Origin of the sequence: Synechococcus sp. W65.1 (genome assembly GCF_047461615.1) — a bacterium.
GTDB lineage: Bacteria > Cyanobacteriota > Cyanobacteriia > Thermostichales > Thermostichaceae > Thermostichus.
Genome location: NZ_JANSHI010000006.1, coordinates 1 through 24376 on the forward strand (window position 1 = coordinate 1; position 24376 = coordinate 24376).

The following is a 24376-nucleotide window of genomic DNA, read 5'->3' on the forward strand; positions in this document are numbered from 1 at the left end:
AACCTGACATGGTAAGTGCGCTCGTGGAACCAAGAACGAGAATCCCCGGCCTACGGCCCGCTGTCGCGAATGCCCTTTAGGGCGGGGAGTATGTCAATCCAGGCTAGCCAGCCGTTTGCGCTTGGAGGGTAAGGAACTCAGGCAGTTTGCGCCTGGCGCGCCAGCCCCGTTGCCGCCAAAGCAGCCAAGGCGCGATCCCGGTAACGGCCATAGCGCTCTTGTTTGCTGCGAACCTTTTGCCCCTCCAGCTCCGGCAAGAGGCCAAAATTGGCTGGCATGGGCTGGAAGTACTTGGGATCGGCGCTGCTGATGAACTGAAACAGGGATCCCATCATCGTCTCCGGCGGCAACGTGATCAAAGGCAGCCCCAGAGCCAGGCGGGCGGCGTTCTGTCCGGCCAGCCACCCCCCCGCCACGGCGCAGGCGTAGCCTTCAGTGCCCACCAACTGGCCGGCAGCCAACAGGGTCGGACGGCGGCGAAATTGCAACGTAGGCAGCAAAAGCTGTGGCGAGTTCAAAAAGGTGTTGCGGTGCATCACGCCAAAGCGGACAAACTCCGCTGCTTCCAGGCCGGGGATGAGGCGAAAGACCCGCTGCTGTTCTCCCCACTTCAAATTGGTCTGAAAGCCCACCAGGTTCCACAGCTTGCCCGCTCTGTCCTCCTGGCGTAGCTGCACCACCGCATAGGGCCGGGATCCCGTGCGGGGATCCACCAGCCCCACCGGCTTCAAGGGCCCAAAGCGGAGGGTGTCTTTGCCGCGGCGGGCCATTTCTTCAATGGGCAGGCAGCCCTCGAAAAACTTGCGCTCCTCTTTTTCAAAATCCTTAAGGGGCACCTGTTCTGCCTCCACCAGCGCCTGCCAGAAGCGCTCGTACTCCGCCTCTGTCATAGGGCAGTTGAGGTAGGCCGCCTCTCCTTTGTCGTAGCGAGAAGCCTGAAACACTACTGCGCGGTTGAGGGAATCCCCGGTAACAATGGGGCTGGAAGCGTCAAAAAAGCTCAGGTATTCCAGGCCGGTGAAGGCTTGCAGCGCCTTGGCTAGGGGCTCGCTGGTTAGGGGGCCGGTGCAGAGGACAGCTATCCCTTCTGGGATCTCGGTCACCTCCTCCCGGCGCAGGGTAATGAGAGGATGGTTGGCAATGGCTTCTGTCAGGGCCTGGCTAAAGCGAGCCCGATCCACAGCTAGGGCCCCCCCTGCCGGCACAGCGTGGCGATCCGCGGTGGCGATCACCAGAGATCCCAGTTGGCGCAGCTCTTCCTTAAGCAGCCCTGCCGCTCGATCGCTGGCTATGGCCCCGAAGGAATTGCTGCACACCAGCTCTCCCAGTAGATCCGTATGGTGGGCCGGGCTTTGCCGCACAGGGCGCATCTCCGAGAGGATGACGGGCACCCCCAGTTGGGCGATTTGCCAGGCGGCTTCTGTCCCTGCCAGCCCCCCGCCCACCACATGGATGGGGGCCACGGTTGGCGATGGATGCGCGGGATGGTGCATCACAGCCTCCAGAGATAGGTATTCCCCGCTAGCAGCTCCCTCAGGCGGCAAAGTGAATGCGCAGGTAGTCCTCTTCCATTTTGGCTCGTGCCGGCTTCATGGCCGCTAGAGCCTGGGGCAACACCAGGTTGCGGCGGTGGTTGCCAATGCGGATGTTGAGCTCGTCGCCAGTTTTGCTCAGCTCCACCTGCTCTTTGGGGATCCCGGGCAAGTAGAGGTCTAGGCGGTACTGGCCGTTGTCGGTAACCACCTGCATTGTCTGCTCAGCGTAGAACACCTCCGCCGGGTTGCGGTCTCCCCAGAGATCCTTTTTCAGGCGGGCCAGGGCGTCCCACCCCACCAGCTCCTCGGGGTAAAGCGGGATCTCCACCACCGGTAGAGGAGCAAAGTCCTCGTGGATCTGCTGGCGATACTTCTGCTGGGCAGCCTTCCAGGCGGCAAAGTAGGGATCCACCACCCCTTCTGGCAAAATGCGGTTGGCGATCACCAAATCGGTGGCGACGCCGTAGAGGCTGAGGTAGGCATGCGCCCGCAGGGACTCCTTGATCACCATCTTTTCGGGGTTGGTGACCAGGCGCACTGAGGTGATGCGGTTGTCGGTAAGGATGCGCTCTAGCCGCTCGATCTTCTGGTAGAACTCGTAGGGGGCATCTAGCACCTGGTCATCTGGCAGGGGGATCCCGGTTAGCCCTTTAACAATCGGCTCGGCAATAGGGCGCAGCACCCGCGCCAGCCCCTGTAAAGGTTTGTAGAACTTGCGCATGTACCAGCCGGAAACATCGGGCAAGCTGAGGAGGCGCAAAGCCGTGCCAGTAGGGGCTGAGTCGATGATGAGCACATCGAACTTGCCTTCGTCGTAGTGGCGGTTGACCCGCACCAGGGCAAAGATCTCGTCCATCCCCGGCAGCACCGCCAGCTCCTGCGCCTGCACGCCGTCCAGCCCGCGGGCCTGCAACACCTGCGTGATGTAGGCCTTGACGGATCCCCAGTTCAGTTCCAGCTCCTGCAGGGCATCCAGCTCCGCTCCCCAGAGGTTGGGTTTGACCTCCACCGGCTCGTGGCCCAAGGGTTGGTCGAAACTGTCGGCCAGGGAGTGGGCCGGATCGGTGCTCAGCACCAGGGTTTTTAGGCCAAGCTCGGCACAACGCCAGCCGGTCGCCGCTGCCATCGAGGTCTTGCCGACCCCTCCCTTGCCAGTCATGAGGATGATGCGTTGCATGGGAGCGCCGTTTACATTCTTTTACAGTTCTAGGCTAACCGATTTGCTCTTTTCTCCTCCGAGCAGCCAAGGGCTGGAGGGCAGTCAACAGGTACACTATATGGTTGCTGAGAAAGTAATGGCCAAGAGTCAAGCCGGTGAAGACAGGTGGGAGGTGGAGGATGATGCGTCGCTGGCGCAGTTTGCTGCTACTTGCCATCCTAACGTTGGGCCTGTGGCTGGGATCCCTTCCTGTCCAGGCGGCTGCCGCCTTGCCCCGAGAGCTACAGCAGCTAGAGCAACACGTAGAGCGGCTGCAGAGCCTGGTGGACGCTGAGGATTGGCTGGAGATCCGCTCCTTCATTCACGGGCCGATGGGCCTGACCCGCAAGACCCTAACCAGCCTGGCAAACACCTTGCCCCAGCAGCAAAAGCGGGAGATGCTGCGCTTGGCCAAGGAAATGGGCCGCAGCTTGGAAGAACTGGACTTTGCCGCCAAAGCCTACGACCAACCAGAGGTGGAAGCTGCCCAGGCCAAGGTGAGAAAGACGTTGCAAGAGCTCAAGGCCCTGTTTTCGTAGTTGGGGACAGAGCGGATCAAGTTAAGGGGAAACGCTCCCGCAGATCTTGAGCCACCGGCGGGGGTACCAGGTGGTCAATGGGGCCGCCCAGCTTGGCCACTTCCTTAACTAAGCTGCTACTGACAAAGCTGTGCTCGCTAGCAGTAGCAAGGAAAAGGGTTTCCAACTCAGGAGCCAGGAGCTTGTTGGTGTGGGCCATCTGCAGCTCGACATCAAAGTCAGATAGCACCCGCAAGCCGCGCACAATGACTTTTGCCCCTCGCTGGCGGGCGTAGGCCACCGTCAGGCCGGAAAAGGTGTCGACCTCAACGTTTTTTAGGTGGGCAACAGAGAGGAGGATCTGGGCTTGCCGCTGCTCAGGAGTAAACAGAGGCGTTTTGTTGGGGTTTTTCAGGACTGCAACGATGACTTTGGAAAACAAGCGGCTGGCCCGCTCGATGATGTCGAGGTGCCCAAAGGTGATGGGGTCGAAGCTGCCGGGGTAGAGGGCAATCATGCTAGAGAGGGTACCGCTCTTCTTAGCCTACCTGCTCTCGGGCCCACGCCAGATAGGTAGCGCTTACCTGAGCAGCCGGCAGAGCCAGGATCTCCGGCTCCTGGTAGGGGTGGAGCTCCCGCAGCCGCTGTTCCAGGCGGGGATAAGCCCTGCTGGGCAACTTAAGCAGCAGCAAGTATTCTTTCTCTGTCTGCAGGGATCCCTGCCAGCGATAGTAGGAGGTAATTGGGGGCAGCACCTGGGCGCAGGCCACGTAGCGCTCGGCCACTAGGGTGTGGGCCAGGCGATGGGCGTCGGCTTCGGAGCCCACGGTGGTCAGGACTACGGAGAGGGTTTCTAGGGCGGTCTTGTCGTCCATTAAAGCTGGCTGTAGGCATTCCTCTCCCCCATCCTACCCTTCAGGCTCCGCAAGAAAAAGAGCAGGGCTAGGCCAGCCCGTCGGCAGCAAATCTGCAGGGGCACTACCTTACTAGTAGATAGGAACTGCTGCCGTCGGAGCCGCAAGGCGGCAATAAAGTCCTGAGCGCAATCCAAGGCGAGGCTGGCAGGGGGGTGCAGACTTTGGCAGCTTTTGGGTGAACCAGCCTAGAGGTCCGTCAGGGCTACCCCTAGGGAGACGAAGTGTTCTACCCTGGCATGAGGGCGGGTAGTTTACAATAGAACTTTGCCCGGCTCAGGTCGGGCTTGTATCTTGTCGTTTCATCTAAGGAGAAACAAGCCTTGCCGAAATTTGCCCTAAAAGCCTTGTGGCTGCAAAACGATTTGGCCATTGCAGTGGATCAAGTAGTGGCCAAAAACCGCAGTCCTCTCACCCGCTACTTCTTCTGGCCCCGAGATGATGCTTGGGAACAGCTTAAGGCTGAACTGGAAAGCAAAAGCTGGATTAGTGAGGAAGATCGCATCAACTTGCTCAACCAAGCCACTGAGCTCATCAACTACTGGCAAAATGGTGGGCGCGACCGCCCCATTAGCGAAGCCCAAGCCCAGTTTCCTGACATCCTCATCAGCGACAGTTCGTGAGTGTTCCTTGCTTCCGCCTGCTATCTCTGCATCCAGGCCATCTTGCTGAGGCTGCCGCCTTTGGGCTAGATTAGCACTCGAGGTTCCAGAGTGCTAACTCTTGACCTAGCCAAGGGAAGGGATCGCTGTCGACCTCGCAGGATCCCGCTCTGCCCGGTAGCACTTAGAACAAGTGGCCTAGTTGCTAGTCGAGATAGCGAGGATCAGGGATTCTATGGCAAAGCAGATTTTGTTTAAGGAAGAGGCCCGCAAGGCTCTAGAAGAGGGCATCAATCAAGTAGCAAACACAGTCAAGGTTACGATTGGCCCCAAGGGGCGCAATGTGGTTCTAGAGAAGAAATTTGGCGCTCCTCAGATTGTTAACGACGGAGTAACAATTGCTAAAGAAATTGAGTTGGCCAATCCCTTGAAAAATGCCGGTGCCCAGTTGATGCGGGAGGTGGCCAGCAAAACCAACGACGCGGCCGGGGATGGCACCAGTACAGCCACCATCTTGGCCCAGAGCATGATCCAGGAGGGGCTAAAGCACGTTGCGGCAGGAGCTAACCCTGTAGCCCTGCGGCGCGGCATTGAAAAGACCACCGCCTACCTGGTGGAGAAGATTGCCGCCCAGGCCAAACGGGTGGAGGATCGCAAGACCATCACCGAGGTGGCCACTATCTCTGCCGGTAACGACAGCGAGGTAGGCGAGATGATCGCCAAGGCCATGGATGCGGTGGGGCGAGAGGGGGTGATCACGGTCGAAGAGTCCAAGTCGATGGAAACCCAGTTGGAAGTAGTGGAGGGAATGCAGTTTGACCGCGGCTACATCTCTCCCTACTTCATCACCGATACCGAGCGGATGGTAGCGGAATACGAAAACGCCTATCTGCTCATCACGAGCAACAAGCTCTCCAACGTGCAGGAGCTGGTGCCTCTGCTGGAGCGGCTGGCTCGGGAGGGGCGGCCCCTACTGGTGATTGCCGAAGATGTGGAGGGAGAAGCCCTGGCTACCCTAGTGGTCAACAAGCTGCGGGGAGTGTTGAATGCGGTGGCGGTGAAGGCTCCCTCCTTTGGGGAGCGGCGCAAGGCCATGCTGGAGGACATTGCCATCCTCACCGGGGGCCGGCTCATCTCGGAGGAAATTGGCGTCAAGATGGAGAATGTCACCCTGGACATGCTGGGGTCGGCCCGCAAGATCACGGTTACCCGCGACAAGACCACCATTGTTACCGATGGCAGTACTAAGGCAGCCGTAGAGAAGCGGGTAGCTCAGCTCCGCAAGCAGCTGGAGACCACCGATTCTGAGTACGACCGCGAGAAGTTGCAGGAGCGAATTGCCAAGCTGGTTGGCGGAGTGGCGGTCATCAAGGTGGGAGCTGCCACCGAGACCGAGCTCAAAGACCGCAAGCTGCGCATTGAAGATGCTCTCAACGCCACGCGAGCAGCCGTGGAGGAAGGGATCGTCCCTGGCGGGGGGGTGACACTGCTCCACCTTTCCAAGGGGATCCCAGACTTTAAGGCCAAGTTGAATGCCGAAGAGCAGGTGGGGGCAGACATTGTCTACCAGGCCGTGCGGGCGCCGCTCTATCAGATTGCCCACAATGCGGGGCTGGAGGGATCAATAGTGGTGGAAAAAGTTCTGGAGCAAGAGATGCCCTACGGCCTCGACGCCCTGACCGCCGAGTATGTGGACATGTTTGCCCGCGGGATTGTAGACCCGGCCAAGGTGGTGCGCTTGGCCCTGCAAAATGCGGCTTCCATTGCCGCCATGTACCTCACCACGGAGGCCGTGGTCGTCGAGAAGCCAGAGCCCAAGCCGGCCAAAGGCCGCTCGAGTAAGCCAGGAATGATGTAAAGCCTCTTCTCTGCAAGCCTAGGCCCCTATTCGGGGGCTTTTTCTTGGGCAGAGCTTTCGGGCCGCAGCAGGGGAAAGGCGATGACATCCCGAATGCTGGGAGCATCGCACAGCAGCATCACCAGGCGGTCAATGCCTAGGCCAAGACCGCCCGTGGGAGGAAGGCCATATTCCAGGGCCGTGAGGAAGTCTTCGTCAAGAAAGTGGGCTTCTTCCTTGCCGGCTGCCTTTAGGGCTGCCTGGGCCTCCAGCCGCCGCCGCTGATCCACCGGATCGGTGAGCTCCGAGTAGGCGTTGGCGGTCTCCCGCCCAACAATGAACAGCTCAAAGCGCTCGGCCAGCCCCGCCTTGCTGCGGTGAGGCTTGGTGAGCGGACATACCTCCAGGGGATAGTCCAGGACAAAGGTGGGTTGGCGCAGGCGGCTTTCACAGCAGTGCTCAAAGGCCTTGACCAGCAACTGGCCAGGAGAGTCCTGGGGTGAGAGATTGGGGATCCCTTGCGCGGCCAAGGCGGGCAAGAGCTCCTCAGAGCACTCTTTTTCTACATCGATGAAGATGCCAGTGGCCTCTTCCACCAGCTCTTGCATCGTCACCCGTCGCCAGGGGGGGGTGAGGTCGATGGCTTCCCCTTGGTAGGTAAGCTGCAGGGATCCCCGCACAGCCAGGGCGGCGTTGCACACCAAGGTTTCGGTGAGCTCCATCATCGTGTGGTAGTCGGCAAAGGCTTGGTAGGCCTCCAGGGAGGTAAATTCCGGGTTGTGGCGGGTGGAGATCCCCTCATTGCGAAAGACCCGCCCAATTTCGTAAACCCGCTCGATCCCGCCCACCACTAGCCGCTTCAGGTGCAGCTCGGTGGCAATACGGAGGTAGAGATCTAGATTCAGGGCGTTGTGGTGGGTTACAAAAGGCCGCGCCTCTGCCCCCCCGGGGATAACCTGCAACACCGGCGTTTCAATTTCCACAAAGCCTCGCTCTTCCAGGGTCTGCCGCAGGGAGCGGATGATCTTGGCGCGGTCGAGCAGGGTCTGTTTGACCTCGGGGTTGACAATGAGATCGACGTAGCGCTGGCGGTAGCGTTTTTCCACATCCCGCAGGCCGTGCCACTTGTCAGGCAGAGGCAGCAGGGCCTTGGTCAGGATCTGGTATTCGTCCACCCACACCGACAGCTCCCCTTTTTCGGTGCGCTTGAGGCAGCCCCTGGCCCCCAGCCAGTCGCCCACGTCGATGAGCTTGTCTAGGTTCTTGAAAGCCACCTCCCCCATGCGCTCTGTTAGCCGCTGCTTCTCCAGGTAAAGCTGGATGGTGCCAGAGCGATCTTGCAGAGTCAAGAAAGCGAGTTTACCCATCACTCGCCGCGCTCGGATTCGCCCAGCCACGGCCACCTGGACATCCTCCCGCTCCCCGCCAGGCTCCAGGTCAGCAAATTGCGCCTGCAACTCGGCAGCTAGGTGGGTAACGGGAAAAGAATAGGCATAGGGCAGGATCCCTTGCTCCTGCAGGTGGCGGACCTTTTCTAGGCGGGCAGCCCGTTGAGCGGCTTCGCTGCTAGTGGAAGGGGTGGACATAAGTAAAAACTGCTGAAACCAACAAGCGAGGAAGAGGATCCCGGCTTTGCCCCTGCGCTCCCTAGAAGGCGCTTAGGCTCTAGGACAGGCTTAAGGCTTATCCCTGGGCAAGGCCAGCCAAGAGGGCCTGCACCTGCTGGAGGTGAGCCCAGGCGCTGGAGCTCCCTTCTTGGTACCGACTCAGCTCCGCCTCCAACTGCCCCAGATACCCTGCCCACTCTGCCCAGCGCTCTTGCTCAGCAGCAAGCGCAGCTTGCAGTTGGTTGAGGCGCCCCCAGGTTTCGGCCATTGCCTGGGCACGGGCCCGCAGGGCCTCCTCCTCTTGCTCTAGGTGTTGCCACTCCTGCTCCAGGTCCTGCTGTTGGCGGTTCAGTTGCTCCTGTTGAGCTGAGAGGGAAGCTTCCAGTTGGTGGACAAGCGTTTGCAGGCGGTCTTTTTCCTGGAGCAGCTCCTGCTTTTGCTCGGCCATCTGTCCCAGGAGGGAGCCAATATCCACTCGAACCGGAGCGGCAGCCTGATTCTGTAGCTGCTTGAGGCGAGCCTCGTGGCGGGCTAGTTCCTCGTACTCCCGCTGCAGGTTTTTCTCTTGGGGCAGCAGAGCTTCTTCTAGGGCGCTACAGGCAGCCTGGGCGTAGTCGATCTCCATTTCGAGGTCAAACCGTTCCTCGGGAGAGGCGGTGGCCAGCCGCGCTTGTAACCCCTGTAAGGTTTGCCGGTTCTGCTCCAGCTCAGCCCGCTGCTGGCTAACCTGGGCCGCCCGCTGCTCGTAGTCCCGGCGCATTTGGCTAACCAAAGCCGCCAGCTCCTCCACTGAGACCGCCACCTCCTCCCCTCCGTTGCGGCTACCGTCAACGATGAAGTCGTACTCCTGAACCAAACGGTAGGCTTTTTGCTGGAGGCTCTCCTGAGAGTGCAACTGCTGGAGGATCCTCTGCAGTTGCTCTTGGTAAAGCTGCAGGGATCGCTGCTGAACCTGCCAGCTAGCCTGGCTTTGCTCGAGGGCATGGCGGGATCCCCACCAGGCAGCGCGGCGCTCCCGCCAGGCTTGGTAGTCCCGCTCCAGCTCCTCCTGGCAAAGTTGGGCTTGCTGTCGCTCCTGCTCCAGTTGGGCCATCTGGTGGTGGAAGTGCTCCTGCTGCTGCTGAACCTGGCCTTTTAAACTTTGCAGAAGATCCAGGGGCGCCGTAGGGAAACTTAAATGTTCCTGAACTTCTTGCAACAAAGCCCGGAGCTGGGCTGCTTCAGCTTCTCTAAGGCGGCTGGAGCGAGCTTCCAGTTCCTGCCGCTGTCGGTTGAGAGCTTCTCGCTGCTCTCCAATCAGGCGCTGTTGCTCAGCCAGATAGGCTTGCTGGTTGGTCAGCTCCTCTTTGAGACTCTCCAGAAGTTTGCGCTCCTCCTCGACCGCTTTGTATTGCTCGTACAGCCGCTGCACCTCCTCTTCTTGGGCAGCCAGCTCCATCTCGCGGCGGGTGAGCTCTTGGGCCTGAAAGGTGAGGGACTTGCGCCAATTCTCGATCTCTTCCTCTTGGCTGCGGACTTTTTGCTGAAGTTGGCTGAAACTTTGCAGGTAGGTTACCACTTGGCGAGCAGCTTCGCTGATGCGAGTTACCTGACGGTTGCCAGAGACCTCTGCTAGCACCAGCGCCCCATCCTTGAAGCGCCCGGCTTCTTGAGCAATGCGGCCATCCAGGGTGATGGATTCTTCGTTGACGGCCACCCAGGTGTTGTCCTGCTGTTGCTTAGCTAGTAGTTGCAGAGACGACTTGGCAAATCCAAGTGGCTTGGAGAGCTCTGCTAGGTACAGCACGCCTAACCCCCTCAAATATGGACAGCAATAACCTCAATCCTGCTTTAGGGCCGCCGCTCAACTTGCAGGTTAACCCGCCATCTCAGTTGCTGATCCCAACCTCAACGATAGGGTAAAAAAAACGCCTTTGCCAGAGGCTGCTTGGGGAAACCTGGAGTAGCTATTCAAACTGGCCGCTTAGCCCTAGAGTGATCTAGGGTGAGGTGATAAGGTTCTGGTCAGGGGCGATATGGAGCTGCAGAGTGAACCGCTTGCTATTCGTCGGCGTTCCCCTGCCCCAGCAGTAGTGGTCGCCTCGCAGGTCTACCAGATAGCAGCGCCCGAGGCTGAGCCGCGCCACATTTTGGAAGCCATTGTCTGGCACAAAGAGCAGGAGGTGGAGCGCCAGCGGGAGCAGCTTCCTCTCAAGGAATTGCAACGGCAACTGGAGCAGGCTCCCCCCGTGCGGGATTTCGTGGCCGCTCTCACCCAATCCCCCCACCCCGTCTCTCTCATTGCTGAGGTGAAAAGGGCCTCTCCTAGCCGCGGCATCCTCCGGGATCCCTTTGACCCAGTGGCCATTGCCCGCAGCTATGAAGCAGGGGGGGCCAGTTGCCTATCGGTGCTTACAGATGAGCGGTTTTTTCAGGGCAGCGGCGAGTACCTGCGCCAGATCCGCCAGGCAGTAGGGATCCCCATCCTCTGCAAGGAGTTCATCCTCTACCCCTACCAAATCCTCTGGGCCCGCAGCCTAGGAGCGGATGCGGTGCTGCTGATTGCCGCCATTCTCTCGGATGCCGACTTGGGCTACTTCCTCAAGCTCGTTCAGCGGTTGGGCATGGCGGCTTTGCTGGAGGTGCATACCGCTCAGGAGCTGGAGCGAGTCTTAGCCTTGCCGCAACTGCAACAGGCCAAGGGGCGGGTGTTGATTGGAATCAACAATCGCGACTTGAGAACCTTTACAGTCGACTTAAGGACGACACGCAACCTCCTAGCCGCCTACCGGGATCGCCTGGGGGATCTGCCGGTGGTCAGCGAGTCTGGCATCCACACCTTCGCCGATCTGCAGCAGTTGCAAGCCTGGGGGGTGCGCGCCGTGCTGGTGGGGGAAGCCCTGGTCACGCAGCCAGATCCTGGCCAAGGGGTGCGCTCCCTGTTGTCCCCGTAAACTTTTCGCCAGCCACCAAGATGGATCCCTTCTAGATCGATGAAACGGATTCCGGTGCCAGCCCACATCCACTATGAGTTTCTGCTGCGGGTTTTGGAGCGGCAGACGTTTCCGGCGGTCGAGGAACAGGATTTTGGCAACCGCGGCCGCACGCAGGAGCTGATCACCTCTTTGCGCAAGGCCCTCACCCAACAGTTGCAACTGGAAGAAGAGTGGCGCCAGCGGGGCTACCAAGTGGACTACCGCTGGAACCTGGACGATCCGCCTCCCTCCCCTTGACCTTCTAGCCCCCTGCAAGGCTTAGCATCGAGCTATGGAGGTGTAGAGGCTTTTCAGGATGCAGGTTGTTTTGACGGTGCCCAAGCTGGCCTGCTCGGCTTGTGTGGAGACCATTGCCCAGGCGGTGCGGCAACGGGATCCCCAGGCCCAAGTGGAAGCGGATCCCAAGACTAAGCAGGTGCGGATTCTCTCCGCGCAGACAGACACGGACTGGCGGCAGGTTCTTGCCCAAGTGGGCTATCCGCCGGCGTAGCGACGTCGGCAGGACAAAGCTCCCGGCTGGGGTTTTCCTCATTGTTGGGAGGAAGGAGGCTTTGGCGTTGCTTTTACTCGGAGGGCAGCCATGTCTGGTTCTAGTACCCCCAACCCCTCTGCCCCATCTGCTGCCGGCACTTGGCGCTTGGCCATCCAGGGTATGAGCTGTGCCTCCTGCGCTGCCGGCATTGAACGGGCGCTGGGCCAGGTGCCAGGGGTGACGGCGCAAACGGTGAACTTTGCCAGCGAACAGGCGATTGTTCAAGGGGATCCCCGGCTGGTGAGCCCCCAAGCCTTGATCCAGGCGGTGGAGCAGGCGGGGTATCGGGCCCACCTCATCCAAGACGATTGGCAACCGCTGGAGCCGACGGATCCCGAGCGGATTGCCCAACGGGCGGCAATAGGAATAGGCATCAGCACGGCGCTGCTAGTGGGATCGTTGCCGATGATGCTGGGGAGGGAGATCCCCGGCTTGCCCCTACAGGATCCGTGGCTGCAGTTGCTGCTGACAATACCGGTGCAGTTTTGGGTGGGCCAGCCGTTTTATCGCGGGGCCTGGGCGGCTTGGCGGCGGCGAACGGCCGATATGAACACCCTGGTGGCCTTGGGAACCAGTGCCGCCTTCTTCCATTCCCTTTTTGCCACCCTCTTTCCCGACTTCTTCCACCGGCAAGGGCTGCACCCCGAGGTGTACTACGAAGTAGCGGCCGTGGTCGTCACGCTGGTGCTGGTGGGCAAGTGGATGGAGCAGCGGGCCAAAGCCCAAACCTCCGAGGCCATCCACAAGCTGATGGGGCTGCAGCCCAAAACCGCAAGGGTAATTCGCCAGGGAGTGGAACAGGAGATCCCAATTGGGGAGGTGCAAGTAGGAGATTGCATCCGCGTGCGCCCCGGCGAGAAGGTGCCGGTGGACGGTGTAATCCTGGAAGGTTCCTCGGCGATAGATGAGTCGATGGTAACCGGGGAAAGCCTGCCTGTCGTCAAATCGGTGGGGGATGAGGTTATCGCGGCCACTCTCAACCAGACCGGCAGCTTTGTCATGAAGGCCCAGCGGGTAGGCAAAGATACGCTTTTGGCCCAGATCGTGCGCCTGGTGCAGGAAGCTCAGGGATCCAAAGCTCCCATTCAGCAGGTGGCAGATCGAGTGACCTCGTGGTTTGTGCCGGCGGTCATTGGAGTGGCGGCGGTAACGTTTGGGCTCTGGTGGGGACTGGCGGGCAAGCCAACGTTGGCTTTGGTCAATGCCGTTGGGGTGCTGGTCATTGCCTGCCCTTGTGCCTTGGGTTTGGCCACCCCCACCTCGATCCAGGTGGCCACAGGGCGAGGAGCAGAGCTGGGGATCCTGGTGAAGCGGCCTGAGAGCTTGGAGGTTTTGGCCCATCGCCTTGCCACCGTGGTCTTGGACAAAACCGGCACTCTCACCGCTGGCCGTCCCGCTGTTACCGATATCTGGACTCCAGCCTCCTCTCCCCTAGGGCTGTTGCGTCTAGCGGCTGCGGCAGAACAGTACTCAGAACATCCGCTAGCCCGGGCAGTGGTGCAAAAAGCTGAAGCAGAAGGGATCGCGCTCCCGCCAGCCCAGCACTTCCAGGCAAGAGTAGGCGAGGGGATAGAAGCCTGGGTAGAGGGACAGCCGGTGCGTGTTGGTCGGCTGAGCTGGCTGCAGGCGATGGGGATCCCTTGCCATCCCGCCAGCAAGGAGCGGGCTCAAGCTTGGGAGAACGAGGGCAAAACGGTCATTGGCGTGGCTCAAGGGGAGAGTTTTCTGGGACTGCTGGCCATTGCCGATCCGCTAAAGCCCACTTCCGCTGAAGCTGTGCAGCAGCTGCACCAGATGGGGCTGGAGGTGGTTATGCTGACTGGCGACAACCCCACCACTGCCCAAGCCATTGCCCGGCAGGTCGGGATCCGGCGAGTCATTGCCCAAGTCCGTCCTGAGCAGAAGGCAGCCTTGATTCGCCAGCTTAGGCGGCCTCAGGGGCGGGTGGTGATGGTGGGAGACGGCCTTAACGATGCGCCGGCCCTGGCTGAGGCCGATGTGGGGATTGCCATGGGGACGGGCACGGACGTGGCCATGGCCACCGGCGACATTACCCTGGTATCGGGCGATTTGCGGGGTGTGGCTGCCGCCATCCAACTTAGCCGGGCTACCCTTGCCAACATTCGCCAAAACCTCTTCTTTGCTTTTATCTACAACGTCCTGGGGATCCCCATTGCTGCCGGGGCGCTCTATCCCTTCACCGGCTGGCTGCTCAACCCCATGTTGGCGGGGGCAGCCATGGCCTTCAGCTCTGTCTCGGTGGTGGCCAATGCCCTGCGCCTGCGGCACTTTCAGCCCTCACCCCCAGTCCCTCTTGCTCGGAGAGGAGGGAGTTAGGGATCAAGACAAGGATCTGGAATTATCTCCCCGGAGGCGGCAATCCCCCTGGGGGGCCTTGGTGAACAACTAGCGGCAGGCTAGCCTAAAAGGCCCAGGCAGGCTGGGGAAAGTGCGGCGCCAATCCGCTCCCTCAGCGAAAACACCCACCTGCTTTTTCCTGGACCTTTGCAATTCCCAAGGAACGGAGTTTTCGTGTTGAATACCCTCAGTTTTTCTCCTTCCCCTACCGTTGGGCAGTCCCCTTCTGCGTCCTTGCCCTTGTTGCTCATCGGCCACGGATCCCGTGACCCGGAGGGACAGCAAGCCTTCCTGGAGCTGGCCCAGACCTACCAAGCTCTCACCCCCCATCGGCCGGTGATCCCTTGCTTTCTGGAGCTGGCCCAGCCGACCATTGCCCAAGGGGTGGAACACTGCTTGGCCCAGGGGTGGCAGGAGATCGTGGCTCTGCCGCTATTGCTGTTTGGGGCGCGCCACAACAAGTTCGACGTGACCACGGAGCTGGATCGCCTCCAGGCCCTCCACCCGCAGTTGCGCGTCCACTACGGCGCGCCGCTGGGGATCCGCGTTGAGATCTTGCAAATGCTGCGGGAGCGAATGGCCACTTTGCTGGCCGCCCAGCCGCAGCGGATCCCGGAAGCGGAGACGGTGCTGCTCTTTGTCGGCCGCGGCTCCAGTGATCCCGAAGCCAACGCCGAAGCCTGCAAGCTGGCTCGGCTGCTCTGGGAAGGGTCGGGGTTTGCGGCCGTGGAGACTTGCTTTATCGGCATTACCCATCCGCGCCTGCCCGTGGGGTTGCAGCGAGCCCTCTCTTGGCAGCCGCGCCGGGTTCTCGTGTTGCCCTATTTTCTCTTTACAGGGGTACTGGTGAAAAGAATCGAGGCGGCAGTGCAGGAGCAGCGGCGCTGCCACCCCGAGATTGACTGGCTGATGCTGCCAGAATTGGGCATAGTGGATACGGTGCTGCACACCCTGCAGCAACTGGAGCAGGAGGCTCTCCAGGGCCAAACTCCAGTGAACTGCCACCTCTGCAAGTTTCGCCTGGCGGTGAGCGCAGAGCTGGGAGCAGGACATTCCCATCCTCATCCCCACGACCATGACCATCACTCTCATGGGCATGGACACGACCATCACTCCCATGGGCACGGTCCTCACCACCATCACTCTGAACACCACCATGCCCCCGCAGGGGCAGCGGATCCCTGGGCCTCCTTGGAGAGCTATCACCAACGAGCTTGGCAGGTGCCCTAGCAAGAGCGACGGGATAAACTGGGGGGTGGCAGGCGTTGTGTGGGCCCCTTAGGGCTTTGGTTTCTTGGCCTACCCGATGACGAGGCTTGTCCGCTCCTTTTGGATCTCCGGTGCTGCTGCTGCAGGGAGCGGGCTCCTCGTCTTCGCCGGGGTGGTGGCTCTGCTGGATCAGATCCTGCCGACTCTGCCCAAGATTTCCCTCTCCTTGGCTGGGATTCCTGGCCTAGCGGCTGGGCTGGGGGCTGCCTATGGGGTTTGGTGGCTGGCCCGGCTGGCGTTGCAGTCGACCTCTTGGGGCAGCTTCCGAGAAGCGCTGCTAGAAGCTCTATCTCCGTTTGATCCTGCCGATCACGGCGGCCAGCCGCGACTACGACCCAAGCCTAGCCCAGAGCAAGCGCTGCGCCAGCTGCAATCCCAAGTTGCTGCCCTGGAGGCAGAATTGGAACGCCAAGGGATCCAACTACAGCAGGCAAAAGCAGAGCAAGCCCAGCTCCAGCAGCGGCAGCAGCAACTCGAGCGCCTTCTACAGTGCACCAAATGGGAAAACCAAAAGCTGCACTCTCAACAAGAGGAATGGGCCCGGCAACTGGAACAGTCCCAAGAGAAGTTGCAGGCGTTGCAAGCGTCCTACCGGGCCCTGGAGACCCTCTGTGAGATCAGCTTCGCTCTCATCGAGAAAACGCGAGGTGAAGACCCCCGGCTTTAGCCGTGGGGTAGTGCGTCTCCAGCTAGCTACTGCCTTCGCCCACCCGCCTGAGCACGAAGAGACTCCCTTGGCTGCCACGGCCAATCCGCAGATCCTCGTCCAAATAGGTGATATCCAGCCAGCCCGTTGGCTTGCGACAACCCAGGTCAATCTTGATAGCCGGGATCCGGTTGGGATCCCGTTCGAGCAGATAGAGAAAACTCTCGATCTCGTAGCTCATCAACGCCTGGAGTCCCACAAGCAGCCGCTCGAACAGCACCTTGACCCGCCGTTCCGATGCCGGATAGAAGCGGGCTGCCACCGCCAAGATCCCCCGCGGCAGCCAGCCGGATCCCTGGATTTCGGCCACGTTAAAGACTTGGCTCTTTTGGGCTCGAATGCACTGATAGATCTCGCCGGTGGTCAAAAGGGGCAAAGGGGCCAGCCGCAACAAAGCGGCGCTAGTGGTGAACAGGTTCAGCCAAGTCCCCTCCAACCGTTCAGGAGCTGCTAGGGGGTTAGGGGTAGGGTTGAGGACTTCTAGGGCGGCAATGTGAGCCAGAATCTGGTTTTTTTGGCTAGGGGAAACCCTGCGGCCCCGGTCGGTCGTCTCCAAAAGCTGCAACAGCGCCGACTTTTTTTCAGCTAAGGTTTCAGGCATGGGACCATACCGGCAGGACGACCCTATTCTAGGAGCAAGCAGCTAGGCGGAAAACCCAGGGTCTGTGCCTCAATTGCCCGGCTCTTTTGCCCACTGCAGATCCGCCACCTGCTTGTAGCCCAGCCCGGCCCGCACCAGCAGCGGCTCCGGCCCTGTGAGATCGATGACGGTCGAGACCTGGGCCCGATAGGGAGCCTCGTCATCCACTATCAGATCCACTTGCTTCTCCAACTGGCGCATTTCCTCGGCGGTAAAGATTCCCCCTTCCTCCCAATCCGCTGCCGGATCAAAGCCCACCTCCAACGAGCCGATGGGATCCCTGCCCAGCTTGGCCGAGGTGGAGACGATGGGGTTACCCAACTCGGCCAACAGCGCCTGACAGATGGCCGAATCGGGCACGCGGATGCCAGTGGTCTTTCGCTTGGGATCCATCACCAACCGAGGCACCAGCTTGGTGGCTGGCAACAAAAACGTAAACGGGCCAGGGATCAGCCGCCGCATCAGCCGATAGGCGGGATCGCTCACCTGGGCATACTGAGCAATCTGGGAAAGCGAAGGGCACAGAAAGGTAAGAGGCTTGTCGTTAGAAAGCCGCTTGATGTGCCGCACCCGCTCCACTGCCTGCTTGTGAGTGACATCGCAGCCGATGGCATAGACCGTGTCGGTGGGATAAAGCATGACCGCCCCCTCGCGGAGCGCGGCTGCAATGCGCTGGATGGAGCGGGGCTGGGGGTGTTGGGGATGGAGCTTGAAGTATTCGGCCATCAGAAAACGTCAAGACTCAGAACGGCTTTCCGAGACCTCCACCACAGGACGAGGGGTGGGCGGCACCGACAGGGAGCTCTGCGGCCAGTCTTTGAGCTGCTGCATCAGCGCCTGGATGTGCAAACGCGGCAGGTAGGGCCAGTCACCTGCCTCCTCTAGTTCTTGAAGCACTTGATAGAGCTCTTGCCGGGTGTTGGGCAAAGCTTCTTGGAAGGCTCCCTCCAAAATGGTGCGGTGCAGATCCTCCAACAGGCGCAGCAGCATTGCCAGCTCCAGACAGGATCCTGCCCTTGCCTGCGTCGCCTGCTCAACGGCCCGCTTAATCTGGCGCAAGTCGGGTGGCAGATCCTCCTCGGGGACGTACATAGCCACTCATCTCTGGGCTTGGGGGAAGCGGGGGCACTCCTATTCTAGGCTTCTCTTGAGGCGCCGCTAGCTGGATCTTGCCCCCAGGTCGAGGGGGCTCTGGATCCCGGCCCAGACTCTGCCACACTTGCTGCAGGAGAGCATCCAAACCCTGCCTGGCCACTGCCGAGATGGCCAAGACTGGAGCGCCGACGGCGGTTGCAAGCCGCTGGGTTCGCTCGACAACCTCCTGCAGCTCGAGGGCGTCGATTTTGTTTAAAACCACAATCTGCGGCTTGTCGATGAGCCCGTGGCCGTAGGCGCGCAACTCCTGCTGCACAACTTGGTAAGCCCTGACAGGATCGGCCACCGTGCCGTCCACCAAATGAATCAGCAGCCGCGTGCGCTCCACATGGCGCAAAAAGTCATGCCCCAGTCCCACCCCTCGGTGGGCTCCCTCAATGAGACCGGGAATATCGGCAAACACCACCCCATCGCCCGAGGGATGGGGCACCACCCCCAAATTGGGCTGTAGCGTGGTGAAGGGGTAATCGGCAATCTTAGGCCGGGCGGAGGAGATCACGGAAATCAAGGTTGACTTGCCGGCGTTAGGCAGGCCGACGATCCCCACTTCAGCAATGAGCTTCAGCTCCAGGCGCAGCCGCACCCGCTCCCCCGGCTGGCCCCTAGTAAAACGGCGGGGGGCGCGATCGTGGTTGCTCAAGAAGTGGGCGTTGCCCAAGCCCCCTTTGCCGCCCCGGGCCACCAGCAGCTGATCCCCTGGCTGCACCAGATCTCCAAGGAGCTCGCCCGTTTCTGCGTTGAACACCATCGTGCCACAGGGCACCCGCACCAGCCGATCTGCCCCGCTGGCCCCCGTGCGCTGGTTGGGTCCTCCTTTGGAGCCGTTTTCGGCTTTGATGACCGGCTGGAAGCGAAAGTCCAGCAAAGTCTGCAGCCCCGGATCTGCCACTAGGATCACCGAGCCGCCCCGCCCCCCATTGCCGCCCGAGGGTCCGCCGGCAGGCACGTACTTCTCGCGGCGGAAGGCCACAATGCCATCCCCCCCATTTCCCCCCTGCACCTCAATCTCCACCTGGTCAATGAAATGCAACTGCCTTTCTCCCAACGCTCCCTGGGCCACTTTCTTACTAGCTTGGCAGGAGGGCGAGGAAATTTGCTACAAGAGCTTCTTTTTTAAGCTAGGATAGTGTTTCCAAGACCTACCCTTTTGGGTGTGAAGGTGGAGGCATGCCCATGCCTTCTCCTAGTCTAGGTCTGGCTGTGGTTTGAACTTGCGCAACTGCTCTGCTAGTAAGCCCCTATGACTCGAGTTACCGCTGCTGCCGACGTAGGTTTTACCACCGAGGACTTTGCCGCTCTCCTAGACAAGTACGACTATCGCTTCAGCCCCGGCGAAATTGTAACCGGCACAGTATTTTCGGTGGAACCGGGCGGCGCGTTAATCGACATTGGGGCCAAAACCGCTGCCTTCTTGCCGCTGCAGGAGATGTCTATCAGCCGGGTGGAAGATCCCCACGAGGTACTCCAGCCCGGAGAGACGCGCGAGTTCTTCATCCTCACTGAAGAGAACGAGGAGGGGCAGCTGACCCTCTCCATCCGCCGCATTGAGTACATGCGGGCGTGGGAACGGGTGCGCCAGCTCCAAAAAGAGGATGCCACGGTGCGGGCCACCATTTTTGCCACCAACCGCGGGGGCGCCCTGGTGCGCATCGAGGGGCTGCGCGGTTTTATCCCCGGCTCCCACATCAGCACCCGCAAGCCCAAGGAAGAGCTAGTGGGCGAGGAGCTGCCCTTGAAGTTTCTCGAGGTGGACGAAGACCGCAACCGCTTGGTGTTGAGCCATCGCCGGGCTTTAGTGGAGCGGAAGATGAACAAGCTAGAGGTGGGCGAGGTGGTGGTTGGCACGGTGCGCGGCATCAAGCCCTACGGTGCTTTCATTGACATTGGCGGCGTTTCCGGCTTGCTGCACATTTCCGAGATCTCCCACGAGCACGTCGACACACCCCACAGCGTCTTTAACGTCAACGACGAAGTGAAGGTGATGATCATCGACCTAGACGCGGAGCGGGGCCGGATCTCGCTATCAACTAAGCAGCTGGAGCCCAATCCCGGCGATATGCTGCGGGATCCCAAGCTGGTTTACGAGAAAGCCGAGGAAATGGCAGCCAAGTACCGCGAGCAACTGCGGGCTGCCAAGCAAGGACAGGCGGAACAGGTTGAGGAGGCACCCTTGAGGGTGGCAGAAGAAGAGCTGGAATATGCGGCAACAGCAGCGGAATAGGGCAGGCGGCCTGAGGCGCGCTGGTCTGGCCGTCGCGGCCTTCACCTGGGATCGTAGGGGGGCAGCCGAGCAGGAGGGCAGCGGCGGTGGCAGGAGATTTGTCCATGGGCGTCTGCGGCTACCTCTACACGCCGGCCTATGCTCCTTGGCCAGAAGAGGAGCTGGCTTGGCTAAAAGCCCACGGGGCTGATCCTCTCTGGCACGACTGGGGATCCCGTACCTACCTGGAGGAGCTGCTGCAGGGCGTGGCCAGTGGCTCGGTGCATCAGGTGCTGCTGGTGCGCCTGGCGGATTTGGGAGATCAGCTGGATGAGGTGCACGGGCGGCTGCTGCAAATCCAACAGGCTGGGGTCCGCCTTAGCCTGGTCAGGGCAGATGGCCTACAAACCCCTAGCACTGCTGGCGAGTGGATCCCGCTGCTGGCCGAGGTTCCCCATCACCTGCAAAGCCGCCGTCGCCGTCAAAGCCAGGCTCAAAGCCGTCTGGCAGGCAAGCCTCCCCCCGGGCCGCCTCCCTTTGGCTACCGCCGCGAAGGGGGTCGCTATATCCCCGATTGCCGCCAGGCCCCCATTGTTCAGGATTTTTTCCGGCACTTTCTCCTCTACGGATCTCTGCGCCAGGCGGTGCGCTTCATTGCCGAGAGACACCACAAGCGCATCTCAGTAGCCACCGGGCGCAACTGGCTGCTCAACCCGGTCTACCGGGGGGATCTGGCCTACGCCGACGGTACTGTTCTGCGCGATACTCACCCAGCTCTCCTCAGCCGCACCGAAGCCGCCCAGATCGATCGCTGGCTGAAACGCAACCAAGGGATCCCGCGCCGCAGCGCCAGCGCCTCCCGCGCCTTGGCCGGACTCGTCCACTGCCGGGCCTGTGGCAGCCTGCTACGCATTGTGCAAACAACCCCCAGCAAGGGCAAAAGGAACGGCTCTTCTTACCTCTACCTGCGCTGCCAAACCTGCCGCTATAGCCTCCGCTACGCTGAAGTCCTGCAGGAGGTGATTCGACAGGTCTGTGAGCAGTTGCCCCAACGGCTCCAGACGCTGAATCGGCAGGCTCTAGCCCAAACTCGCCAACAGCTCCAGGCCCAACTCCAGGCCAACGCCGAGCGGCTGCGGCAACTGGAAGAGCTGCGACAAGCCGGCCTGCTGGACGAGCCCTCGCTAGCCCAGCGCTGCTACCAGCTGCGAGCAGAGACAGCCCGCTTGGCCCAAAAGCTAGAGCAGCTCCCCCCTGCCAACCTCACCCAGACCGTCCAAACCCTCTCCCTCCCGCCCTTCTGGCAGGATCTCAGCGAAAGCGAGCGCCGCGCCTACCTGCGGGAAGTCCTGCGCAAGGTTGAGGTGGATTCCACGGGGGCTGTGCAGATTACCTTTGCCTTTGATCCGCTCTGAAAGACTTCTACAACCCCGGACAAAAGCGGACTTGTGCTCCAGGTTGAGGCTTTCTTCCTGCTTCCACGACCCATAGCTAGCAGCAGAGTTCACCTCCGCTACCCCACTAGAGGGATCTCCACAGGCGTCACTTCCCGTCGAGCTGACGGTAGTTGCTCCTTGCTCTTGAGCGAGCACGCAGGCCAAAGGCGGAGCCAACTTTAGCCTAGGCGAAATGCCTACCCGAAGAAACGTACCTGCTCGCTTACTAGCTTAGCTAACCCACGTCAAGGCAGAAGGTGCGTTGGCGAGGTTGCCCATTGTGCTGGGAAGCCCTAGCGGCCTTCTTTAGTCCTCGTTCGCAACAGCGGTGCGGCTTTGCCCACCTAGATCTACCTGAGCCGGCAAGGCCGAGCTTGTATCTAAAAATGAAGGGAATGGCCCGGAAAAGCGTCGCAAACCTTATCAATTCCTTGTCTAGACCCCTTTCCACTCCAAGATGGATCCTGCAGGGATCTGGGGGATCCCCCCCCAGGAAACAGTCTAGGAGGTGGATATGGAAGGGCAAATGCAACCCACCGTCGTGATTACTGGTGCTTCCTCAGGCGTTGGCCTGTATGCCTCCTTGGCTTTGGCCAAGCGGGGCTGGCACGTGGTCATGGCCTGTCGGGATCTGGACAAGGGCCGGCGGATGGCCCAGCAGGTGGGGATCCCAGAGGGGAGCTACAGCCTGATGCCAATTGATCTGGCCAGCCTGGCCAGTGTTCGGCAGTTTGTCGAGCAGTTCCGTCAGTCGGGCCGTTCTCTGGATGCCCTGGTGTGCAACGCCGCCATCTACATGCCCCTGCTCAAGCAGCCCCTGCGCAGCCCCGAGGGCTATGAGCTAACCATGGCCACCAACCACCTAGGACATTTCCTCCTCTGCCACTTGATGCTGGAGGATCTCAAGCGCTCCCCCTACCCGGATCGGCGGCTGGTAATCTTAGGAACGGTTACCCACAACCCCAAAGAGCTGGGAGGCAAGATCCCACCCCAACCTCACCTGGGAGATCTGCGGGGCTTTGCCCAGGGCTTTAAGGAACCCATCAGCATGGCCGACGGCGGCAAGTTCGATCCCGTCAAGGCCTACAAAGACAGCAAAGTTTGCAACATCATCACCATGCGGGAGCTGCACCGCCGCTTCCACGAGAGCACCGGCATCACCTTTCTCTCCCTTTACCCCGGCTGTGTGGCGGAAAGCGGCCTCTTCCGCCATCACTATCCCTTGTTCCAAAAGCTTTTCCCCTGGTTTCAAAAATACATCACCGGTGGCTATGTCTCCCAGGAGCTGGCCGGCGAGCGGGTGGCGCAGGTGGTGGCCGATCCCGAATTTCGCCAGTCGGGATTCTACTGGAGCTGGGGCAACCGGCAACGGAAGAATGCCAGGCCCTTTAACCAGGAGGTTTCTGACGAAGCCAAGGATGAGGCCAAAGCCAAGTTGCTCTGGGAGCTGAGCGAGAAACTGGTGGGCGTGGTCCAGTTGGCGGCCCTCTAGCTTTGCCAGTTTCTAGGAACCACTGCTCGCCAATTGGTTGCGTAGTCTATACCCCCAACTTTTGGGGATCGCAACCCCAGCACCATTGTTGGGCTTGGCACCTATGCCCTTGGATCCTCAAGGTGGATCTGGAGGACCTCGGGTCCCGTAGGGGCAAGGGATCTTGGCCAAAGCCAGCCCGACGCAAGCCAGGGGATCTTCGCACCCTGTCCAACGGGGTTAACCTTAGCTCCGCTCCGAAATGGGGATGTAGCGCTGCTGGCGCTTGCCGGTGTAGACCTGGGTGGGGCGAAAGAGGCGATTATCCGCCAACTGCTCCCGCCAATGGGCCAGCCAACCCGCTACCCGAGCAATGGCAAACACCGGAGTAAACAAATCCTCTGGGATCCCCAACTTGGCGTAGACCAAGCCTGAGTAGAAGTCCACATTAGGGTAGATGCCCTTGGGTCCCAGCAGCTCTGCACACACCCGCTCTACCTCCAGGGCAATGTCGTAGTACTTGTCGTGGCCGTGGCGCTCGAACAGCTCCTCGGCAAGCTTTTGCAGGATGATGGCCCGCGGATCCTTCACTTTGTAGACGCGGTGCCCCATGCCCATAATCCGCTCTTTTCTAGCCAGCTTTTCTTCAATAAACGGGCGGACGTTCTCCACTGAGCCAATCTGCCGCAACAGCTTCATCACCTCTTGGTTGGCCCCGCCGTGCAGCAACCCCGAAAGGGTGCCCACCGCTGTGGCCAGGCTGCTGTAGGGGCTAGCCAGGGTCGAGGCGCTCACCAAAAGGGCAAAGGTTGAAGCGTTAACCGTGTGCTCGGCGTGCAGGATGAGACAGGTATCGAAAACGCGAGCTAGCCAGGGATCTGGCTTTTTGCCCGAGAGCATGTAGAGGAAATTGGCGGCATGATCCAGGCTGTCGTCAGGGGGAATGGGATCGTTGCCCTGCCGCATCTGGTGAAACATGGCCACCATCGTCGGCAGCTTGGCCAGCAGGCGGGTAACCGTGACAAAGACGTAGTCGGGATCTGCCTCCTGCACCGGGTAGAACATGCCCAGGCTGGCGACACAGGTCTGTAGGGCATCCATCGGGTGGCCAGAGTCGGGAAACGACTTAATCATGTCGCGGATACGGTACTTGACCCGCCGATGGCTGCGGACAGCCTGATCAAAGTTGTCCAGCTCCGACTGGGTGGGCAGCTTGCCAAAAATCAGCAAGTAAGCTGTCTCCAGAAAGGTACTGTGGGCCGCCAGCTCCTCAATGGGGATGCCGCGGTATTCCAGGATCCCTGCCTGGCCGTCGACAAAGCTAATGTTGGATCGCGTGGCCGGAACGCCCTCTAGCCCAGGCCTGTATTCCGCCATAGCTGGATGCCTATGTGCTCCCCAAAACGAGAGAACAAGGGCGCTA

Annotated in this window: 23 protein-coding genes; 12 read left to right on the forward strand and 11 right to left on the reverse strand. The window is 60.6% G+C overall.

The features are described 5' to 3' along the window. Positions 1–137: 137 nt before the first annotated feature. Positions 138–1493, reverse strand: coding sequence for an FADH(2)-oxidizing methylenetetrahydrofolate--tRNA-(uracil(54)-C(5))-methyltransferase TrmFO (gene trmFO / locus NW806_RS04440; protein ID WP_414410173.1), 1356 nt, complete (start codon positions 1491–1493; stop codon positions 138–140). A gap of 40 nt (positions 1494–1533) precedes the next feature. Further along, complete coding sequence (locus NW806_RS04445) at positions 1534–2712, reverse strand: TRC40/GET3/ArsA family transport-energizing ATPase (RefSeq protein ID WP_414396102.1); 1179 nt, start codon at positions 2710–2712, stop codon at positions 1534–1536. A gap of 161 nt (positions 2713–2873) precedes the next feature. Here NW806_RS04445 and psbQ point away from each other — a divergent pair, with 161 nt between their 5' ends. Further along, on the forward strand, positions 2874–3272 hold the full coding sequence (gene psbQ / locus NW806_RS04450; RefSeq protein ID WP_414410174.1) for a photosystem II protein PsbQ: 399 nt from the start codon (positions 2874–2876) through the stop codon (positions 3270–3272). A 16-nt stretch (positions 3273–3288) separates the two neighbouring features. Here the strand turns inward: psbQ and coaD are convergent, their stop codons facing one another. Beyond that, on the reverse strand, positions 3289–3768 hold the full coding sequence (gene coaD, locus NW806_RS04455; RefSeq protein WP_414390724.1) for a pantetheine-phosphate adenylyltransferase: 480 nt from the start codon (positions 3766–3768) through the stop codon (positions 3289–3291). A gap of 22 nt (positions 3769–3790) precedes the next feature. Next, entirely contained in the window at positions 3791–4126 is a 336-nt protein-coding gene (gene cutA, locus NW806_RS04460; RefSeq protein WP_414410175.1) for a divalent-cation tolerance protein CutA, read from the reverse strand. A gap of 326 nt (positions 4127–4452) precedes the next feature. Here cutA and NW806_RS04465 point away from each other — a divergent pair, with 326 nt between their 5' ends. Beyond that, positions 4453–4788, forward strand: coding sequence for a 30S ribosomal protein PSRP-3 (locus NW806_RS04465; RefSeq protein WP_414410176.1), 336 nt, complete (start codon positions 4453–4455; stop codon positions 4786–4788). Positions 4789–5002: 214 nt separating this feature from the next. Beyond that, the gene (groL, locus tag NW806_RS04470) at positions 5003–6625 is read left to right on the forward strand and encodes a chaperonin GroEL (RefSeq protein ID WP_414410177.1); all 1623 of its coding nucleotides are present in this window, start codon (positions 5003–5005) and stop codon (positions 6623–6625) included. Between the two features lie 26 nt (positions 6626–6651). Here groL and lysS read toward each other — a convergent pair whose 3' ends face one another. Beyond that, the gene (gene lysS / locus NW806_RS04475; RefSeq protein ID WP_414410178.1) at positions 6652–8190 is read right to left on the reverse strand and encodes a lysine--tRNA ligase; all 1539 of its coding nucleotides are present in this window, start codon (positions 8188–8190) and stop codon (positions 6652–6654) included. A 97-nt stretch (positions 8191–8287) separates the two neighbouring features. Further along, positions 8288–9997: a pilus motility taxis protein HmpF gene (hmpF, locus tag NW806_RS04480; RefSeq protein WP_414410179.1), complete on the reverse strand. Its 1710-nt coding sequence runs from the start codon at positions 9995–9997 to the stop codon at positions 8288–8290. 229 nt (positions 9998–10226) lie between these two features. On the opposite strand from hmpF, the gene trpC reads away from it, so the two are divergent. The 6 genes from trpC to NW806_RS04510 all read left to right on the forward strand — a co-directional run bounded on the left by trpC (position 10227) and on the right by NW806_RS04510 (position 16012). Further along, positions 10227–11144: an indole-3-glycerol phosphate synthase TrpC gene (trpC, locus tag NW806_RS04485; protein ID WP_414396094.1), complete on the forward strand. Its 918-nt coding sequence runs from the start codon at positions 10227–10229 to the stop codon at positions 11142–11144. Between the two features lie 39 nt (positions 11145–11183). Continuing rightward, entirely contained in the window at positions 11184–11423 is a 240-nt protein-coding gene (locus NW806_RS04490) for a DUF5340 domain-containing protein (protein ID WP_414396092.1), read from the forward strand. Between the two features lie 58 nt (positions 11424–11481). After that, the gene (locus NW806_RS04495) at positions 11482–11676 is read left to right on the forward strand and encodes a copper chaperone (RefSeq protein ID WP_414396091.1); all 195 of its coding nucleotides are present in this window, start codon (positions 11482–11484) and stop codon (positions 11674–11676) included. A 90-nt stretch (positions 11677–11766) separates the two neighbouring features. After that, the gene (locus NW806_RS04500; protein WP_414410180.1) at positions 11767–14055 is read left to right on the forward strand and encodes a heavy metal translocating P-type ATPase; all 2289 of its coding nucleotides are present in this window, start codon (positions 11767–11769) and stop codon (positions 14053–14055) included. A 195-nt stretch (positions 14056–14250) separates the two neighbouring features. Then, on the forward strand, positions 14251–15306 hold the full coding sequence (locus tag NW806_RS04505; protein WP_414410181.1) for a sirohydrochlorin chelatase: 1056 nt from the start codon (positions 14251–14253) through the stop codon (positions 15304–15306). Positions 15307–15382: 76 nt separating this feature from the next. Next, complete coding sequence (locus NW806_RS04510) at positions 15383–16012, forward strand: hypothetical protein (RefSeq protein ID WP_414410182.1); 630 nt, start codon at positions 15383–15385, stop codon at positions 16010–16012. 22 nt (positions 16013–16034) lie between these two features. On the opposite strand, the gene NW806_RS04515 is transcribed toward NW806_RS04510, so the two are convergent. The 4 genes from NW806_RS04515 to obgE all read right to left on the reverse strand — a co-directional run bounded on the left by NW806_RS04515 (position 16035) and on the right by obgE (position 18876). Next, positions 16035–16652: a PAP/fibrillin family protein gene (locus NW806_RS04515; RefSeq protein ID WP_414410183.1), complete on the reverse strand. Its 618-nt coding sequence runs from the start codon at positions 16650–16652 to the stop codon at positions 16035–16037. Between the two features lie 69 nt (positions 16653–16721). Then, positions 16722–17417 (reverse strand): L-threonylcarbamoyladenylate synthase, encoded by a 696-nt coding sequence (locus NW806_RS04520; RefSeq protein WP_414396083.1) that lies wholly within the window; start codon positions 17415–17417, stop codon positions 16722–16724. A 9-nt stretch (positions 17418–17426) separates the two neighbouring features. Next, positions 17427–17783, reverse strand: coding sequence for a hypothetical protein (locus tag NW806_RS04525; protein WP_414410184.1), 357 nt, complete (start codon positions 17781–17783; stop codon positions 17427–17429). Beyond that, positions 17737–18876 carry a GTPase ObgE gene (obgE, locus tag NW806_RS04530; RefSeq protein ID WP_414410251.1) on the reverse strand — a complete coding sequence of 380 codons (1140 nt, stop codon included), beginning with the start codon at positions 18874–18876 and terminating at the stop codon, positions 17737–17739. Before obgE ends, NW806_RS04525 begins: the two co-directional genes overlap by 47 nt. A gap of 210 nt (positions 18877–19086) precedes the next feature. Between obgE and NW806_RS04535 the strand changes: the two genes are divergently transcribed. The 3 genes from NW806_RS04535 to NW806_RS04545 all read left to right on the forward strand — a co-directional run bounded on the left by NW806_RS04535 (position 19087) and on the right by NW806_RS04545 (position 22974). Beyond that, a complete protein-coding gene (locus NW806_RS04535) occupies positions 19087–20067 on the forward strand; it encodes a 30S ribosomal protein S1 (protein ID WP_414396080.1) in 981 nt (326 codons plus the stop codon). A gap of 104 nt (positions 20068–20171) precedes the next feature. Then, the gene (locus NW806_RS04540) at positions 20172–21461 is read left to right on the forward strand and encodes a recombinase family protein (protein WP_414410185.1); all 1290 of its coding nucleotides are present in this window, start codon (positions 20172–20174) and stop codon (positions 21459–21461) included. Between the two features lie 535 nt (positions 21462–21996). Then, positions 21997–22974, forward strand: a complete 978-nt coding sequence (locus NW806_RS04545) for a protochlorophyllide reductase (protein WP_414410186.1) — start codon at positions 21997–21999, stop codon at positions 22972–22974. A 225-nt stretch (positions 22975–23199) separates the two neighbouring features. On the opposite strand, the gene NW806_RS04550 is transcribed toward NW806_RS04545, so the two are convergent. After that, the gene (locus tag NW806_RS04550) at positions 23200–24330 is read right to left on the reverse strand and encodes a citrate synthase (RefSeq protein WP_414396075.1); all 1131 of its coding nucleotides are present in this window, start codon (positions 24328–24330) and stop codon (positions 23200–23202) included. Positions 24331–24376: the final 46 nt, after the last annotated feature.